The organism is Pseudomonas phenolilytica, from assembly GCF_021432765.1.
Lineage (GTDB): Bacteria > Pseudomonadota > Gammaproteobacteria > Pseudomonadales > Pseudomonadaceae > Stutzerimonas > Stutzerimonas phenolilytica.
The window spans coordinates 541,025-557,676 of record NZ_CP058908.1 but is presented as its reverse complement, the minus strand read 5'-3'; the positions used below and the strand labels follow the sequence as shown (position 1 = coordinate 557,676).

Below are 16,652 nucleotides of genomic sequence, written 5' to 3'. Positions count from 1 at the left end.
CCAGTCGATCGGTGGCCTTGAGGCTACCGCAGACATTATGGCCGGTCGCGCAAGCGCCCCAGCAGCTCCTGACTGGGATGGCCGTCCGCCGGCCAGCCCAGCTGTTGCTGGAAGCCACGGATGGCCTTGCGGGTATTGGCGCCGATGATGCCGTCCGGGGTGCCGGGATTGAAGCCCTGGCGATCCAGTCGCTCCTGCAACTCCAGCCGCTCGGAGCGACTCAGCGGCTGCTCGCCGCGCGGCCAGGAGGCTGCAATCTGGCCGCTGCCCTGGAAGCGCTCGCCGAGCAGGCCGATGGCCAGCGCATAAGCCGAGGAGTTGTTGTAGCGCAGAATGGCGCGGAAATTATCCAGCACCAGGAATGCCGGCCCGCGATGGCCGGCTGGCAGCAGTAGGCTCGCGCTGCGCTCATCGGAGCCTGTCGGCAGGCCGCGCAGGCCCAGGCGGCGCCATTCGGCGAGCGATTTGCGCAGCGCCATGTCGGCCAGCGCATAGTCGAACGGTTCCGGCAGGCGCACCTCGAAACCCCAAGGCTGGCCCTGCTGCCAGCCGGACGCCTGCAGGTAATGCGCGGCCGAGGCCAGAGCATCGGCCGGGCTGTTCCAGATGTCGCGGCGGCCGTCGCCGTCGAAATCCACCGCGTGGGTGTTGTAGGTGGTCGGAATGAACTGGGTCTGGCCCATCGCGCCGGCCCAGGAGCCACGCAGTTGTTCGAGCGGGATGTCGCCGGTCTCCAGGATCTGCAGCGCCGCGATCAGCTGGCTCTTGGCGAACTGCGGCCGGCGGCCTTCATGCGCCAGGGTGGCCAACGAGCGGATCACCGATTTGTCGCCCTGGATCTGGCCGAAGCTGCTTTCCAGCCCCCAGATCGCGACCAGTGCCTGGCGGTCCACACCATAGCGCGCCTCAATGCCCTGCAGCGTCGCGGCATGTTCGGCGAGCAGCCGCTGGCCGTTGCGCACGCGTTGGTCGGAGAGCGCGCCATCGAGGTATTGCCAGACCGGCCGGGTGAATTCGGGTTGGCTGCGATCGGCGGCTATAACGCTGGCGTCGGGCGTCACTCCGACAAATGCGCGATCGAACAGCTCCGGCGAGATGCCGGCGGCGAGCGCCTCGGTGCGAAAGGCCTCGCGCCATTCGCTGAAGCTGAGCGGCGTGGTAACGATATTCGCCGCGCTGGCCTCCGACGCGGCGATCGTCCGGGGACTGGTTCCCGAGGCGGCGCGGGCCAGTGGTTCGGCGGCGCAGGCAACGATCAGGCTCAGGCCGGCTGCGGTGACCAGCGTGCGCAACAGCAGGACGGGAACGAAGGGGTAAAACATGCACAACTCTCGGACCGTGTCGTAGGTCGCAAACCTTAACACGCTTTGCCGGGCTTGGTTTTTCAGCCTGCCAGAAGGACCGAAGCCTCCCAGTGGGAGGCTTCGCGGCGGTAGCTGCCTTTGCCTTTCTTCGGCGTTTCCTGGCGGCTGCGGAACAGCGGTTGGGCAATCAGGCGCTTGGCCTTGTTGGTGTGCTTCGTGCTCTTGCTCATGGTGTGCCCTCGTGTCGTGGGAGCAGGCGAGCGCATCATAGGCGTTGTACAAAAAATGTCCAGTGGCTGGCGAGCGGTCAGGTGAGCCCGAAGCGCTTGCCGGCGAGGCGCAGGCACAGCTGGGAAAGACCGATCCAGGGATCGCCCTCGGCTTGCCCCTTGACCTGTGCGTCGATCTGCTGCGCCTCTACCAGCAGCTGGTTCCAGGCCGTGGCGCTGTGGCGTTGCAGCGCTTTGCTCAGCAGCGGACGGCGCTTGTCCCATACAGGCGGGCGGGCTTGCGCGAACGCGCGTTCCAGCGGCGTGCCCTGGCTGTACTGCATGGCGATGTTGGCCAGCAGACGCAACTCGCGAGCCAGCGCCCAGAGAATCACCGGCGCCTCCACGCCTTCACTTCGCAGACCTTCGAGCATGTGCAACGCGTGGGCAGCCTGGCCGTGCAGTGCCGCGTCGATCAGGCCGAAGACGTCATAGCGGGCGCTGTCGGCGACAGCGGCCTGCACGGTCGCAGCACTGATCTGACCACTTTCGGCCAACAGCTTGAGCTTCTCGACCTCCTGCGCGGCAGCCAGCAGATTGCCTTCGACCCGCGCCGCGATCAGCTCGATGGCGTCCTGGTCGGCGGATAGGCCGGCCTGCGCCAGTCGCTGGCGAATCCATTGCGGCAGCTGCGTCGCCTCCACCGGCCAGATCTGCAGGAACTGGACGTCCTTGCCGTCGATCAGCGCCTTGGCCCACTTGGTCTTCTGCGTGCTGCCGTCGAGCTTGGGCAGGCTGATCAGCAATACGGTGTCGTCGGCCGGGCGGGCGAGGTATTCGAGCAGTGCTGCAGCCCCCTTGTCGCCGGGCTTGCCGTTGGCGATGCGTAGTTCGAGCAGACGCTTTTCGGCAAACAGCGAAAGACTGGCGCCGGCTTCGATCAGCTGGCTCCAATCGAAGCCGCTTTCAGCGTGGAATACCTGACGCTCGCTGAAACCTTGGGCCCGAGTTGCCGCGCGGATGGCATCGGCGGCTTCCTGGCAGAGCAGGTGCTCGTCGCCGCTGACCACGTAGACCGGGGCCAGCGGGCCTTGCAGATGCTTGGCGAGCTGCGCGGGGGCGAGTTTCATGCGGGCAGGCGCGGGGACGTCGCCGTCCCCATGGGCATTACTGGATGGGCAGTTCGATGGGCGATTGCTGCGGCTGCGCATCCTGCGCGCGCCGCGCCGCTTCGAGGGCTTCGGCTTCGGCACGTGCTCTGGTTTCGGCCTCCTGCTGCAGGCGGTCGAGTTCGTCTGGGGTGATGCGCTGGATGCGCATGACCAGTTGCTGCAGCAGCTCGCGGCGCATTTCCTGGCGCAGCTGGTCGCCTTCCTGGCTGGAGCCGATCAGGTTGTTGCTGTCGTGCACATAAACCTTCTGCACCTCGACGCGGTCCTCCAGCAGCAGGCGATCCTGCGGTCCGCGGAACTGATAGTCGAGGGTGCTGGTGAGCTCGTACTCGGCGCTGCGTGCCGAGCTGGTATAGCTGGCGGTGCGCTGGCGGGTCTGCTCGTTGGCCAGGTTGAGGCTGTACTTGGCGCCCGGATGGACGCGAACGTCGTTGCGCTCGAGCAGCGTCTCCAGCTCGCGAACGGTGTCGCCGTAGCTGTTGCGTGCCTGCAGGTCGAGCTCCTTCAGGCCGAACTCCACATCGCCGGTGCCGCGCAGCTGGAAGCCGCAGGCGCTCAATAGCAGCGTCAGGCCCAGCACTACCAGATTGCCCTTGTTCATCTTGTATCCCCATTGCAGGCCAGGCGCAGGCGCCTGGACCGGATCAGTTTGCGACGATATTGACCAGCTTGCCCGGCACCACGATGACCTTGCGGATGGTCAGGCCTTCGGTGAAACGCAGCACGTTTTCGTTATCGCGTGCGGCGGTCTCCACCTCTTCGCGGCTGGCGCTGGCCGGTACTTCGATTTGGCCGCGCAGCTTGCCGTTGACCTGCACCACCAGGGTCAGGCTGTCCTGTACCAGGGCCGACTCGTCGACCGTGGGCCACTGCGCATCGATGATCGCGCCGGTCTTGCCCAGCTGCTGCCAGAGTTCGTGGCAGATGTGCGGGGTGATCGGCGCGAGCAGCAGGGCGACGGCCTCCAGGCCTTCCTGCAGCAGGGCACGGTCCTGTTCGCTGACGGTCGACGCCTTCTCCAGTACGTTCATCAGCGTCATCACCTGAGCGATGGCGGTGTTGAACTTGTGGTGCTGGCCGACATCGGTGCTGGCCTGCTTGATCGCCAGATGAATCGCGCGGCGCACGGTCTTCTGCTCATCGTTCAGTGCGGCCACATCCAGCGCGCCCGGCAGTCCGGCGCTGACGTGCGCGTGGGCCAGACGCCAGACGCGACGCAGGAAGCGGCTGGCGCCCTCGACGCCGGAGTCGGACCACTCCAGGCTCATGTCCGGCGGCGAGGCGAACATCATGAACAGACGGCAGGTGTCGGCGCCGTAAGCATCGATCATCGCCTGTGGGTCGACGCCGTTGTTCTTCGACTTGGACATCTTCTCGGTGCCGCCGATTTCCACCGGCAGGCCGTCAGTCTTCAGCTTGGCGCCGATGACCTTGGCCTTGGCGTCACGCTCGACTTCGACGTCGGCGGGGTTGAACCAGTCCTTGCCGCCGTTTTCCAGGGTGCGGTAGTAGGTTTCGGCGACCACCATGCCCTGGGTCAGCAGGTTTTTGAACGGCTCGTTGGACGACACCAGGCCTTCGTCGCGCATCAGCTTGTGGAAGAAGCGCGCATACAACAGGTGCAGGATGGCGTGCTCGATGCCGCCGATGTACTGATCCACCGGCAGCCAGTGGTTGGCCGCTTGCGGGTCGACCATGCCCTTGTCGTAGTTCGGGCTGGCGTAGCGGGCGAAGTACCAGGACGACTCGACGAAGGTGTCCATGGTGTCGGTTTCGCGCTTGGCCGGGGCGCCGCACTTCGGGCAGTTGCACTGGTAGAACTCGGGCATCTTCGCCAGCGGGCTGCCGGCACCGTCCGGTACCACGTCTTCAGGCAGTACCACCGGCAGCTGGTCTTCCGGCACCGGCACGTCGCCGCAGCTGTCGCAATGGATGATCGGGATCGGGCAGCCCCAGTAGCGCTGGCGGCTGATGCCCCAGTCGCGCAGGCGGAACTGGGTGCGGGCCTGGCCAAGGCCTTTCTTCTGCAGCGCCACTTCGATGGCGTCGAAGGCGCCTTCGAAATCCAGGCCGTCGAAGATGCCGGAATTGATCAGCTGGCCATGCTCGCCGTAGGCGTCCTGCCAGGGGGCTGGCGTCTCGTCGCCGGCGCGGGTGCGGATTACCGGCTTGATCGGCAGGCCGTACTTGCTGGCGAACTCGAAGTCGCGCTCGTCGTGCGCCGGCACGGCCATGACCGCGCCTTCGCCGTAGTTCATCAGCACGTAGTTGGCGACCCATACCGGCAGCAGCTCGCCGGTCAGCGGGTGCTGCACACGCAGGGAAGTGGCCAGGCCCTTCTTCTCCTGGGTGGCGATGTCGGCTTCGGCGACGCCGCCGCGCTTGCATTCGTCGATGAAGGCCTGCAGTTCGGGGTTGTTCTGCGCGGCGAGAGTGGCCAGCGGATGTTCAGCGGCCACGGCCACGTAGGTGGCGCCCATCAGGGTGTCGGGGCGGGTGGTGAAGACCTTCATCGCGCCTTCGCTGCCGATGCTGGCGACATCATAGGGGAAGCTGATCTCCATGCCGCGCGACTTGCCGATCCAGTTGCGCTGCATGGTCTTGACCTGTTCCGGCCAACCGTCCAGCTCGTCGAGGCTGTTCAGCAGCTCATCGGCGTAAGCGGTGATCTTGAAGTAGTACATCGGGATTTCGCGCTTCTCGATCAGCGCGCCCGAGCGCCAGCCACGGCCGTCGATGACCTGCTCGTTGGCCAGTACGGTCTGGTCGACCGGATCCCAGTTCACCGTGCCGTTCTTGCGGTAGATCACGCCCTTTTCGAACAGCTTGGTGAACAGCCACTGCTCCCAGCGGTAGTAGTCCGGCTTGCAGGTGGTGACTTCGCGCGACCAGTCGATGGCCAGGCCCAGCGATTTCAGCTGGGTCTTCATGTAGGCGATGTTCTCGTAGGTCCACTTGGCCGGCGCGACGTTGTTCTTCATCGCGGCGTTCTCGGCCGGCATGCCGAAGGCGTCCCAGCCCATCGGCTGCAGCACGTTCTTGCCTTGCATGCGCTGGTAGCGGGCGATCACGTCGCCGATGGTGTAGTTGCGCACGTGGCCCATGTGCAGCTTGCCGCTGGGATAGGGGAACATCGACAGGCAATAGAAGGTGTCCTTGCCGGGCTGCTCACTCACTTCAAAAGATTTCTGCGCGTCCCAGTGAGACTGCGCGGCGGCTTCGATTTCGCGGGGCTGATACTGTTCGTGCATGGCTACTGGCGTTGGGAATGGGGGCTGGCTCTCCGCAAATGCACAGGCTCGGCTGGCAGGTCCGGCGGGGCGGGACAGCAGCCGCGAGGCGGTTGCAGGCGGAGGGCATGGAAGCGCCGTAGCATACATGACCCCCCGCAGCCTAGGGAAACCCGATTTGCCGCCAGTCGCGTACTGCCGTCTGTCGTCCTCGACGCCTGCGCTCAACTCTCGTCTACGCTTGGATTGGGGGCGGGAAGAAGGCGAGGTGAATCATGGGTAAAGAGCCCTCGGAAGAAAGCAGTCTCTACGGCCGCGTGCTGCGACGCCTGACACAGGCCCTGGAAGAGGCGGAGCGTAATGCGGTGGCAGGGGAAACCGGGAATACCGAGCTGGAGGTCAGGGGCCTGACACCAGCCGAATTCGAACTGATTCGTGCATATCTGCAGCGCGACGCGCAATGGCTCTCGGGCTGGCATGCGGCCGCCGAGGAGCAGGAGCTGCTGACGCGCCAGGCCCAGCGGCCGTCGTTGCGCAGCGTTTCGCGTGGGCGTCATAGCGGACATGGCAAGCATGTGCCGCTGTCGCTGCAGCAGTCGATGAGCTGCGCGCTGTGCAGTAGCGAGGTGCACTGGCCTGATGGTCCTGGGCCGGCGATCTGCCCAGTGTGCGGTTCGCAGCTGCTGCGCGCGCGTCAGCGGCTGTTTTCCTACCGACGCCATTGAGCACCGCATAGCGGCACGGGCGCCGGCCACGTAGAGTTGCCGGCGGTCGACTCGGAGATGCCGCATGCCCCTTCGTTATATCTTCAAACAGCTGATGCTGCCGCCGGGCGGCCTGCTGCTGCTGTTGCTGCTGGGCTGGTGGCTGCGCCGGCGCGCACCGCGGCTGGCGGCGCTGTGTTTCATCGGTGGCTTCGGCGGGCTCTGGCTGATGAGCCTGCCGATCGTGGCCGAGTGGACGGCGCGGGCGATCGAGCGCGAGCCGGCGCTGGAGGCGGCGCAGTGGCCGGACTTGGCGGCGCGAGCCGGCGCCATCGTGATCCTCGGCGCGGGGCGTGAACAGGCCGATCCGGCCTGGGGTGGCGATCAGCCGGGTTACATCGCGCTCGAGCGCCTGCGCTATGCGGCGCGGGTGGCGAAGGCGTCCGGCCTGCCGATTCTCGCCAGCGGCGGTCTGCACTACGGTCAGCCGCCGAGCGAAGCGGCGATCGGGGCCCAGGTGCTGCAGAAGGATTTCGGCGTGGCGACCCGTTGGCTCGAGGAGCGCAGCCGTACCACCTGGGAAAATGCTGTCTACAGCGCTCGCATGCTCAAGGCCGAAGGCATCGAGCGGGTGGTGCTGGTGACTTCCGCGGCGCACATGCCGCGTTCGCGCTGGTGCTTCGAGCAGAACGGCATCGAGGTGATCGCCGCGCCGGTGGGCTTCGTCGGGGTGCCCAACGGCCGGCCGCTGGGTGGCTGGCTGCCGGAGGTGAAGGCGTACTGGCAGAACGGCATGCTGCTCAACGAGATCGTCGGGATGGCGGTCTACCCGCTGGTGTACCGCTCGGCGAACGACTGAGCGGTAGAGGTTGTCTGGGGCGTAGGGTCGCGGTGTGCACGTTCAGCCCTCTGGTAATGGGCGTGTGCAGGATGGTGGTGGGCTGAAGCCCACCCTACAGCCTGAATGTCCTCACGCAAACTTGCGCCTGAGCAGCGCAAAGCCGAGCAGCAGCGTGCAGACTACGATCAGCGGCCACGAGCGCCAGCGCAGATAGGGCGTTAGCCCCTGCATCGGCGTGACCTCGCCGTAGAGCACCGCTTCCTCGAACTGCGGCACCTGCTCGGTGATGCGCCCGCGCGGGTCGATCAGCACGGTGATGCCGTTGTTGGTGGCGCGGATCATCCAGCGTCCGGCTTCCAGTGCGCGCATCTGCGCCATTTGCAGATGCTGCAGCGGGCCGATGGAGCGGCCGAACCAGGCATCGTTACTCACCGTCAGCAGCAGATCGCTCTGCGCGGCGAGGCCGGCGGCGAACTCCGGATATACCACTTCGTAGCAGATGTACGGGGCGATCTGCAGGCCCTTGGCCTGCAGCAGCGGCTGGCCCGGCTCGCCGCGGGCAAAATCGGACATCGGCAGGTCGAAGAAAGCGATCAGCCCGCGCAGCACCTCCTGCAGCGGCACGTACTCGCCGAACGGCACCAGCTTCTGCTTGAGGTAGGTGCCAGCGCCTGCGCCAACCGCGGTCAGGCCGTTGTAGTAGCGCATCTCGCCGGCGGCGTTGGGCTGGCGCACCGGCACACCGGTGATGAGCGCGGCGTCACGCTGCTGGCTGAAGCCCGCCATCATGTCCAGATAACCCGCGGCGTGTTCCTTGAGGATCGGTACCGCGGTTTCCGGCCAGACGATCAGGTCGGCCGGGCGGCTGCGGAAGGTCATGTCGCGATACAGCAGCAACTGCATCTCGAGCTTCTTCGGATCCCACTTCATGCTCTGGGCGACGTTGCCCTGTACCGCGGCGACGGTTAGCGGTGCGCCCTTGTCCTGCGTCCAGGCATGCCCGGCGAGCCACCAACCGGCCAACCACGGTGCGGCCAGCAGCGCCAGGGCGATCACCAACTGCGCGCGCGCTGCCAGCAGGCGCGGCAGATTCACCAGCAGTGCGGCACTCAGCGCAATGGCGAAGCTCAGCAGCCACACGCCGCCGAGCGGTGCCAGCCCGGCCAGCGGCCCGTGCAGCTGGCTGTAGCCGACATACAGCCAGGGAAAGCCAGTGAGCAGCCAACCGCGCAGCGCATCGAGCGCCAGCCATAGCGCGGCGAAGGCCAGGGCATCGGTCAGCGGCGCCTGCTCGCGGCGCAGCCCGCGCGCCCAGAGCCAGCCGAGGAGCGCGAAGAACAGCGCCAGCCCGGCGACGAAACCGAGCGTCAGCAGCCCGGCCAGCGCCGGCGAGGCGGCACCGAAGTCGTGGATACTGACGTAGACCCAACTGACGCCCGAGGCGAACAGGCCGAAGCCGTAGCACCAGCCGCGCCCCGCGGCGGCCTTGGGCGTTAATCGCCGCAGACCGAGATAGAGCAGGGCGATCGACAGCAGCGCCAGTGGCCAGAGATCGAACGGCGCCAGCGCCAGCGTGGTCAGCGCGCCGGCCGCCAGCGCCAGCAGGTTGCCCGGCCAGCCGGGACGGGTGATCCAGAGCATCGGAAACCTCGAAAGGACAATGGGGGCGGCGCGCGGCGGGCGAATGCCGCGGCACTCGCCAACCGCAGGCCTGCCGCGATCAGGCGTTCAGTCGACTGACCCGCAGCATGTGCACGCGACGGCTGTCGGCGTTCAGCACGCGGATGCGGAAACCGTCGATCTCGGTGATCTCGTTGCGTTTGGGCAGGTGGCCGAAGGTGCTCATCACCAGCCCGGCGACGGTGTCGAATTCGTCGTCCGGGAATTCGCTGCCGAAGAACTCGTTGAAGCTGTCGATCGGCGTCAGCGCCTTGACCAGGAAGTCGCCACTGGGCAGCGGACGGATGTAGCTGTCTTCCTCGACGTCGTGCTCGTCCTCGATGTCGCCGACGATCTGCTCCAGCACGTCCTCGATGGTCACCAGGCCGGCCACGCCGCCGTACTCGTCGATGACAATGGCCATGTGGTTGTGATTGGCGCGGAACTCGCGCAGCAGCACGTTGAGACGCTTGGATTCCGGGACGAAGGTCGCCGGCCGCAGCAGTTCCTTGATGTCGAAACCGTGCTGCTCTTCGCGAAGGATTAGCGGCAGCAGATCCTTGGCCAGCAGCACGCCGATGATTTCGTCGAGGCTTTCGCCAACGACCGGGTAACGCGAGTGCGCGGCCGAAATCACCGCTGGCAGGAACTCCCGGGGCGACTGATCGGCGCGGATGCTGATCACCTGCGAGCGCGGCACCATGATGTCGCGCACCTGCAGGTCGGCGACCTGGATGGCGCCTTCGACGATGGCCAGCGCCTCGTTGTCGAGCAGCTTGTTCTGATGGGCTTCGCGCAGGATATCCAGCAGGTCCTGACGCGTCTTCGGCTCATGGACAAAAGCCTGGGTGAGTTTTTCCAGCCAGGACTTCTGCCCGCTGGTCGATCGATCTTCGCTCATGGTGTGCGACTCAAGAGTCCTTGTCGGTGCCCGTCTCGGGCGAAAGTTCGGCGTAAGGGTCGGGATGGCCGAGTTCGGCCAGGAGCTGACGCTCCAGTGCTTCCATTTCCTCGGCCTCGGCATCCTCGATGTGGTCGTAACCGAGCAGATGCAGACAGCCGTGGATGACCAGATGCGCCCAGTGCGCGGCCAGCGGCTTGCCTTGTTCGGCGGCCTCACGCTCGACCACCGGCACGCAGATCACCAGGTCGCCGAGCAGCGGGATATCGAGCAAACCGTCCGGCACGTCGGCGGGGAACGACAGCACGTTGGTCGGGTAGTCCTTGTGCCGCCAAGTGCGGTTCAGCTCGCGGCCTTCGTCCTCGTCGACCAGACGGATGGTCAGTTCGGAGGCGCCGCTGCGCTGGCGCAGCGCCAGTTCGCACCAGCGCTGCAGTTCCGCGGTCGCCGGCACCGTACCGCTGCTGGCCAGTTGCAGATCCAGCTCGATCATGAGGCTTGTCCCGGACGACTCGCCTGGCGGTCCTCGAACGACTCGTAGGCCTCGACGATGCGCTGCACCAGCGGATGGCGTACCACGTCCTTGGGCTGGAAGTGGGTGAAGCTGATGCCGTTGACGCCCTTGAGCACCTCGATCACGTGAGCCAGGCCGCTCTTGGTGCCGCGCGGCAGGTCGACCTGGGTGATGTCGCCGGTGATCACCGCGGTGGAGCCGAAGCCGATGCGGGTCAGGAACATCTTCATCTGCTCCTGGGTGGTGTTCTGGCTTTCGTCGAGGATGATGAAACTGTTGTTCAGCGTACGGCCGCGCATGTAGGCCAGCGGAGCGATCTCGATCACCTGTTTCTCGATCAGCCGCGCCACGTTCTCGAAGCCGAGCATCTCGTAGAGCGCGTCGTACAGCGGGCGCAGGTAGGGATCGATCTTCTGCGCGAGATCGCCGGGCAGGAAGCCGAGTTTCTCGCCCGCTTCCACCGCCGGGCGCACCAGCAGGATGCGGCGAATCTGTTCGCGCTCCAGCGCGTCCACCGCAGCGGCCACCGCCAGGTACGTCTTGCCGGTACCGGCCGGGCCGATGCCGAAGTTGATGTCGTTGTCGAGGATCGCCTTGACGTAGCGCTGCTGGTTGGCGCCGCGCGGGCGGATCATGCCCTTCTTGGTGCGCAGGGCCACGCCTTGATGGGCGCTTGGGTTGGCCAGCTCTTCCAGACCCGATTCCTGCAGGTACAGATGCACCATGTCCGGCGACAGCTCGGTGGTCTTGGTTTCGCGGTACAGACGGCGCAACAGGTTCTCGGCGGACTTGGCCGCGTCGGTCGGGCCGACCAGCTCGAACTGGTTGCCGCGGTTGCGGATTTCCAGCGCGAGGCGCTGTTCGATCAGGCGCAGGTGCTCGTCGAACTGGCCGCAGAGATTGGCGAAGCGGCGGGCTTCAAAGGGTTCGAGGGTGAAGCGATGAGGTTCTATGGGTGCGTTCAAGGGCTTGTAGGTATGGCCGGACTCGGCGGATAGATGAATGGAGGATAGCGCTGCGCGCGCGATGCGAAAAGCGCAGTTGCGTGGGCGGCACGGCCCCCGCTGCGTTCACATGGGGGCGTGCGGCGCGCGACTCAAGACAGCAAAGTGCCACGCAACGAATGGGGCAGGGCGTCGTCGATGTGAACGTCGACGAACTGCCCGATCAGCCGCGGATTGTCGCAGCGGAAATTGACGATGCGGTTGTGCTCGGTGCGGCCCTGGAGCATGCCCGGGTCCTTCTTCGAGTAATCGCTGACGAGGATGCGCTGGGTAGTACCCACCATCCGCCGGCTGTTCTCGAAACCAAGCTCGTTGATGCGGTGCTGGAGTCTGGCCAGGCGCTGCTTCTTTACCTCGTCCGGGGTGTCGTCGGCCATGTCGGCGGCCGGCGTGCCCGGGCGTGCGCTGTAGACGAAGGAGTAGGAGAAGTCGAAGCCGACCTCTTCGATCAGCTTCATGGTCTGCTCGAAGTCCTTCTCGGTCTCGCCGGGGAAGCCGACGATGAAATCCGAGCTGATCAGAATGCCCGGCACCGCCGCCTTGAGCTTGCGGATGCGCGATTTGTACTCCAGCGCCGTGTGGTTGCGCTTCATCGCCGCAAGAACGCGGTCGGCGCCGGACTGCACCGGCAGGTGCAGATAGCGCACCAGCTGCGGGATGTCGGCATGGGCCTGGATGATGGCGTCGGAGAATTCCAGCGGGTGGCTGGTGGTGTAGCGAATGCGCTCGATGCCCTCGACCGCCGCCACCGCATGCAGCAGATCGGCGAAATCGTGGCCGTCGTGGCGGTAGCCGTTGACGTTCTGCCCGAGCAGGGTGACTTCTTTCACGCCGTTTTCGGTCAGGTGAATGATCTCGGCGAGCACATCGGCCATCGGCCGGCTGACTTCCTCGCCGCGGGTGTAGGGCACCACGCAGAACGAGCAGTATTTGCTGCAGCCTTCCATCACCGAGACGAAGGCGCTGGGGCCGTCGACGCGCGGCTCGGGCAGGCGGTCGAACTTCTCGATCTCGGGGAAGGAAATGTCCACTTGCGGCTGCTGGGTGGTGCGCGCGGCGTCGATCATTTCCGGCAGGCGATGCAGCGTCTGCGGGCCGAACACGACGTCGACGTAGGGCGCGCGATCACGGATCGCCGCGCCTTCCTGGCTGGCCACGCAGCCGCCGACGCCGATCACCAGCTGCGGGTTGTCTTGCTTCAGCTCGCGCCAGCGGCCCAGTTGGGAAAAGACCTTCTCCTGCGCCTTCTCGCGAATCGAGCAGGTGTTGAGCAGGATCACATCGGCTTCGGCCGGATTCTCGGTGATTTCCAGGGCCTGGTGTTCGCCCAGCAGGTCGACCATGCGCGAGCTGTCGTACTCGTTCATCTGGCAGCCGTGGGTTTCGATGAAAAGCTTGCGGGTCATGTTACGGGCCGGCGTTGTGCAAAAAATGACCGGCGATTATAGGCGCAGCGCAAGAGCGATAAAAGTATGGCGGTCAAGAAAGCCGGCCGCCGGTCAGGGGCGCAGCGGCTCGCGGCCTTCGGCGGCCTGCAGCTCCAGCAGATAGTCGCGGAAGATCTGGCCGAGCACCTGGGTGGCGATCTCCAGCTCGTCGCGGCGCATCTGCTCGGCGACCCGGTCGGCGGTGTCGAGGGCATCCTCGTCGCCGTTGACCGCGGCCATCTTGAGCACGACATAGGCTTGCACGTTGTTCGCGCGCACGCCTTCGCCGCGGAAGAACATCACGCCGAGCCGATGCTGGGCGGTCGCGTGCCCCTGCAGGGAGGCCTGCTCGAACCAGTGCAGTGCCTTGGCTAGGTCGCGCGGCGCGCGGCGGCCGTCGTAATAGAACTCGCCCAGCTCGAACGCCGCCTGCAGGTCGCCCTCGCTGGCCGCCTGCTGACACGCGCGCAGGGCTGCCGGCAACTCTTCGGGTACGGTGTTCAGCGCACAGCGCGCCGTCGCCGGAATCAGCAGCGAATTGCCACCGGCGTCAGCCAGCAGTGGCGAAAGCAGCAGACAGCCCAAAGACAGGATGCGGCCGGTGCGGGTCATGGATCGGGGCGCCTCGAGAAGCAGGGCGTTTACGGACGTGGCCGGCGCAAACGCGTCGGCGGTCACATTATGGATAAGTGACCGCGGGCTTACAAAGCCTTTCCGCCCGCCGCGACGGTTTATCCGTCGCATGTCGCCGCGACGGGCGACAAGGAGCACGCGATCGTGTGGGCGGGGAACGGTCCTGCCCACACGCGGAGGCTCACTTGAGGTTGGCGAAGGCCCGCTCGGCGGCGTCCAGGGTGATCTTCAGCTCGGCATCGCCGTGGGCGATGGAAGTGAAGCCGGCTTCAAAGGCGCTGGGCGCCAGATAGACGCCGCCCTCGAGCATCAGATGGAAGAAGCGCTTGAAGCGCTCGGCATCGCTGGCCATCACGTCGGCGAAGGTGACGATGTCGTCGGCGCCGCTGAAGTACAGGCCGAACATGCCTCCCACCTGGGTGGTGACGAACGGGACGCCGGCGGCATCGGCGCGATCCTGCAGGCCCTGCAGCATGCGGCTGGTGTAGTCGCTCAGCTCGGCGTGAAAGCCCGGGCGGCTGATCAGCTTCAGCGTGGTCAGGCCGGCGGCCATGGCCAGCGGATTACCCGACAGCGTGCCGGCCTGGTAGACCGGGCCGAGCGGCGCGACGCATTCCATGATGGCGCGCTTGCCGCCGAAGCAGCCGACCGGCATGCCGCCGCCAATGATCTTGCCGAAGGTGGACAGGTCCGGGGTTACGCCGAAGTGCGCCTGAGCGCCGCCGAGGGCGACGCGGAAACCGGTCATCACCTCGTCGAAGATCAGCACCACGCCGTGCTCGTCGCACAACCGGCGCAGGCCGTCGAGGAAGCCCGGCGCCGGCGGCACGCAGTTCATGTTACCGGCCACCGGCTCGACGATGATGCAGGCGACCTGCTCGCCCTTTTCCTTCAGCGTGGCCTCGACTTCGGCGAGGTCGTTGTAGGCCAGCGTCAAGGTGTGCTTGGCGAAATCCGCTGGCACGCCGGCGGAGCTGGGCACGCCCTGGGTCAGCGCGCCGGAGCCGGCCTTGACCAGCAGGCTGTCGGAGTGGCCGTGGTAGCAGCCCTCGAACTTGATGATCGCGTCGCGCCCGGTGTAACCACGGGCCAGACGAATCGCGCTCATGGTCGCCTCGGTGCCGGAGCTGACCATGCGCACCATCTCCATCGACGGCACGAGACTGCAGACCAGCTCGGCCATCTGGGTTTCCATGGCCGTCGGCGCACCATAGGACAGCCCGTGGTCGAGCTGGCGGCGTACCGCGTCGAGCACTTCGGGATGGCTGTGGCCAAGGATCATCGGGCCCCAGGAGCCGACGTAGTCGACATAGCGCTTGTCGTCCTCGTCGATCACATAGGCGCCTTCAGCGTGCTTGAGGAACAGCGGTGTGCCGCCGACGCTGCGAAAGGCGCGTACCGGCGAGTTGACGCCGCCGGGAATGTGGGTCTGGGCGCTGGCGAACAGGGTTTCGGAACGGGACATGCGGGGCCTCGCGAATGGCAGGGCGGGCCGGCGTGGCGCGGCTCGCCGTTGGGAATCAGGATGGGCTGAACAGTTGGCTGAACGCCTCGGCGCGACGCTGCACCTGGGCGGCGGAGTCGGCGGCGAACAGCGCGTGAATCACCGCGATCAGGCTGGCACCGGCGGCGATCAGTGGTGGCGCGGTCTGCAGGGTGATGCCGCCGATCGCGGCGATCGGCACGCCGAAGCGCTTGCGGGCCGCTTGCAGCAGTGCGACATCCGCGGCCGGCGCGCCGGGCTTGGTGTTGGAGTTGAAGAAGCGGCCGAAGGCGACGTAGCTGGCACCCTCGGCGACGGCCTGCTCGGCGAGCGGCAATTGCGCATGGCAGGTGGCGCCGATGATCGTGCGCGGACCCAGCAGCGCGCGCGCGGCGGCCAGCGAGCCGTCTTCCTGGCCCAGGTGCAGGCCGACGCCCAGCCGTGCCGCCAGCTCGGCGTCGTCGTTGATGACCAGCTGCGCGCCGTGGCGGGCGCATAGCTCGCGCAGCGCCTCGGCCTCGCGCAGGCGACGGGCCTGCTCGGCGGACTTGTCGCGATACTGCAGCAGCCGCGCGCCGCCTTTGAGTGCGGCTTCGACATAGGGCAGCAGGCGGCCGTCGGCTAGCAGCTGACTGTCGGTGATGGCGTAGAGGCCGCGAAGTCCGGTGGTGCCCGTCATGCGCAGCGCTCCTCTCAGGCCAGGTCCAGCGGCAGGCGCCGCGGAATGTACTGACCGTGGCCCGGGGCCTCGGCGTCGCGCAGGGTGCGCCAGGTGTAATCGAGCGCGGACTGCACCGCGCTGCTCAGGCCTTCGCCGAGCGCCAGACGGCCAGCGAGGGTGCTGGCCAGGGTACAGCCGGACCCGTGATAGCTGCCCGGCAGGCGCGCGCAGGTGAATTCATGGCGGCTGCCGTCGCGACTGTACAGACGGTTGTGCACTTCGCGCTCGTCGCCGTGGCCGCCGGTGATCAGCAGGTGGCGGATGTGCGGCAGCAGGCGCTCGGCGCATTCGTCGGCGCTGCCGTCGGGCAGTTCGGCGAGGATGCGTGCTTCGGGCAGGTTCGGCGTGGCGATGGTGGCGACCGGAAACAGACGTTCGCGCATGGCGTAGCCGACGTCGTCCTTGCCCAGCGCACCACCGCCGCCGGCACGCAGCACCGGGTCGCAGATCAGCGGCGCGCCGCGCAGCTTGCGCATGATTTCGAGCACGGTGTCGACCATCTCCACCGAGCCGAGCATGCCCAGCTTGACGGCGGCGATCGGCACGTCGGCGATCACCGCGTGCGCCTGGGCGAGCACCCATTCGCGGTCGAGCACGCGAAAGTCGCTGACGTCGACGGTGTCCTGCACGGTGAGCGCGGTAACGGTCGGTGCGGCATGGCAGCCCTGGGCGAGCAGGGCCTCGATATCTGCCTGCAGGCCGGCACCGCCGACAGGGTCGTGGCCGGAGAGACAGAGGACGATGGGGCGGGAAGTATGCGTTTTCATGGCCGGCGAGCTTATCACCAAACCATGCGCGCGGGGCGCGGGGCGTGCCCTCGCGGCGGTCCGCCGGGCGAGGTCGTTCTTGG

At 66.6% G+C, this 16,652-nt stretch carries 16 protein-coding genes; 2 read left to right on the top strand and 14 right to left on the bottom strand.

What is annotated here, in order from left to right:
• Positions 1–35: 35 nt before the first annotated feature.
• The 5 genes from HU825_RS02710 to leuS form a co-directional block, all read right to left on the bottom strand.
• Positions 36–1,322, bottom strand: coding sequence for a lytic murein transglycosylase (locus HU825_RS02710; RefSeq protein ID WP_043297718.1), 1,287 nt, complete (start codon positions 1,320–1,322; stop codon positions 36–38).
• A 62-nt stretch (positions 1,323–1,384) separates the two neighbouring features.
• A complete protein-coding gene (gene arfA / locus HU825_RS02705; RefSeq protein WP_008569653.1) occupies positions 1,385–1,534 on the bottom strand; it encodes an alternative ribosome rescue factor ArfA in 150 nt (49 codons plus the stop codon).
• A 77-nt stretch (positions 1,535–1,611) separates the two neighbouring features.
• On the bottom strand, positions 1,612–2,643 hold the full coding sequence (holA, locus tag HU825_RS02700) for a DNA polymerase III subunit delta (RefSeq protein WP_077682141.1): 1,032 nt from the start codon (positions 2,641–2,643) through the stop codon (positions 1,612–1,614).
• 37 nt (positions 2,644–2,680) lie between these two features.
• Positions 2,681–3,286, bottom strand: coding sequence for an LPS-assembly lipoprotein LptE (lptE, locus tag HU825_RS02695; protein WP_043297715.1), 606 nt, complete (start codon positions 3,284–3,286; stop codon positions 2,681–2,683).
• A 43-nt stretch (positions 3,287–3,329) separates the two neighbouring features.
• On the bottom strand, positions 3,330–5,936 hold the full coding sequence (leuS, locus tag HU825_RS02690; protein ID WP_234302850.1) for a leucine--tRNA ligase: 2,607 nt from the start codon (positions 5,934–5,936) through the stop codon (positions 3,330–3,332).
• A 254-nt stretch (positions 5,937–6,190) separates the two neighbouring features.
• Here leuS and HU825_RS02685 point away from each other — a divergent pair, with 254 nt between their 5' ends.
• Positions 6,191–6,640, top strand: a complete 450-nt coding sequence (locus HU825_RS02685; RefSeq protein ID WP_175415052.1) for a hypothetical protein — start codon at positions 6,191–6,193, stop codon at positions 6,638–6,640.
• 64 nt (positions 6,641–6,704) lie between these two features.
• The gene (locus HU825_RS02680; RefSeq protein WP_234302849.1) at positions 6,705–7,478 is read left to right on the top strand and encodes a YdcF family protein; all 774 of its coding nucleotides are present in this window, start codon (positions 6,705–6,707) and stop codon (positions 7,476–7,478) included.
• Between the two features lie 111 nt (positions 7,479–7,589).
• Here HU825_RS02680 and lnt read toward each other — a convergent pair whose 3' ends face one another.
• From lnt to HU825_RS02635, 9 genes are all read right to left on the bottom strand, one after another.
• Positions 7,590–9,101, bottom strand: a complete 1,512-nt coding sequence (lnt, locus tag HU825_RS02675; protein WP_138300488.1) for an apolipoprotein N-acyltransferase — start codon at positions 9,099–9,101, stop codon at positions 7,590–7,592.
• Between the two features lie 79 nt (positions 9,102–9,180).
• Positions 9,181–10,020 carry a CorC family transporter gene (locus HU825_RS02670; RefSeq protein WP_043297711.1) on the bottom strand — a complete coding sequence of 280 codons (840 nt, stop codon included), beginning with the start codon at positions 10,018–10,020 and terminating at the stop codon, positions 9,181–9,183.
• Positions 10,021–10,030: 10 nt separating this feature from the next.
• The gene (gene ybeY / locus HU825_RS02665; protein WP_054094529.1) at positions 10,031–10,513 is read right to left on the bottom strand and encodes an rRNA maturation RNase YbeY; all 483 of its coding nucleotides are present in this window, start codon (positions 10,511–10,513) and stop codon (positions 10,031–10,033) included.
• Positions 10,510–11,499: a PhoH family protein gene (locus tag HU825_RS02660; RefSeq protein WP_054094530.1), complete on the bottom strand. Its 990-nt coding sequence runs from the start codon at positions 11,497–11,499 to the stop codon at positions 10,510–10,512. Before HU825_RS02660 ends, ybeY begins: the two co-directional genes overlap by 4 nt.
• Positions 11,500–11,630: 131 nt before the next feature.
• Positions 11,631–12,944, bottom strand: a complete 1,314-nt coding sequence (gene miaB / locus HU825_RS02655) for a tRNA (N6-isopentenyl adenosine(37)-C2)-methylthiotransferase MiaB (RefSeq protein WP_043297708.1) — start codon at positions 12,942–12,944, stop codon at positions 11,631–11,633.
• Between the two features lie 93 nt (positions 12,945–13,037).
• Positions 13,038–13,577 (bottom strand): tetratricopeptide repeat protein, encoded by a 540-nt coding sequence (locus tag HU825_RS02650; protein ID WP_008569664.1) that lies wholly within the window; start codon positions 13,575–13,577, stop codon positions 13,038–13,040.
• Between the two features lie 202 nt (positions 13,578–13,779).
• Positions 13,780–15,063, bottom strand: coding sequence for a glutamate-1-semialdehyde 2,1-aminomutase (hemL, locus tag HU825_RS02645; RefSeq protein ID WP_077682137.1), 1,284 nt, complete (start codon positions 15,061–15,063; stop codon positions 13,780–13,782).
• A gap of 55 nt (positions 15,064–15,118) precedes the next feature.
• Complete coding sequence (gene thiE, locus HU825_RS02640) at positions 15,119–15,760, bottom strand: thiamine phosphate synthase (protein ID WP_234302848.1); 642 nt, start codon at positions 15,758–15,760, stop codon at positions 15,119–15,121.
• A 14-nt stretch (positions 15,761–15,774) separates the two neighbouring features.
• On the bottom strand, positions 15,775–16,569 hold the full coding sequence (locus HU825_RS02635) for a bifunctional hydroxymethylpyrimidine kinase/phosphomethylpyrimidine kinase (protein ID WP_234302847.1): 795 nt from the start codon (positions 16,567–16,569) through the stop codon (positions 15,775–15,777).
• Positions 16,570–16,652: the final 83 nt, after the last annotated feature.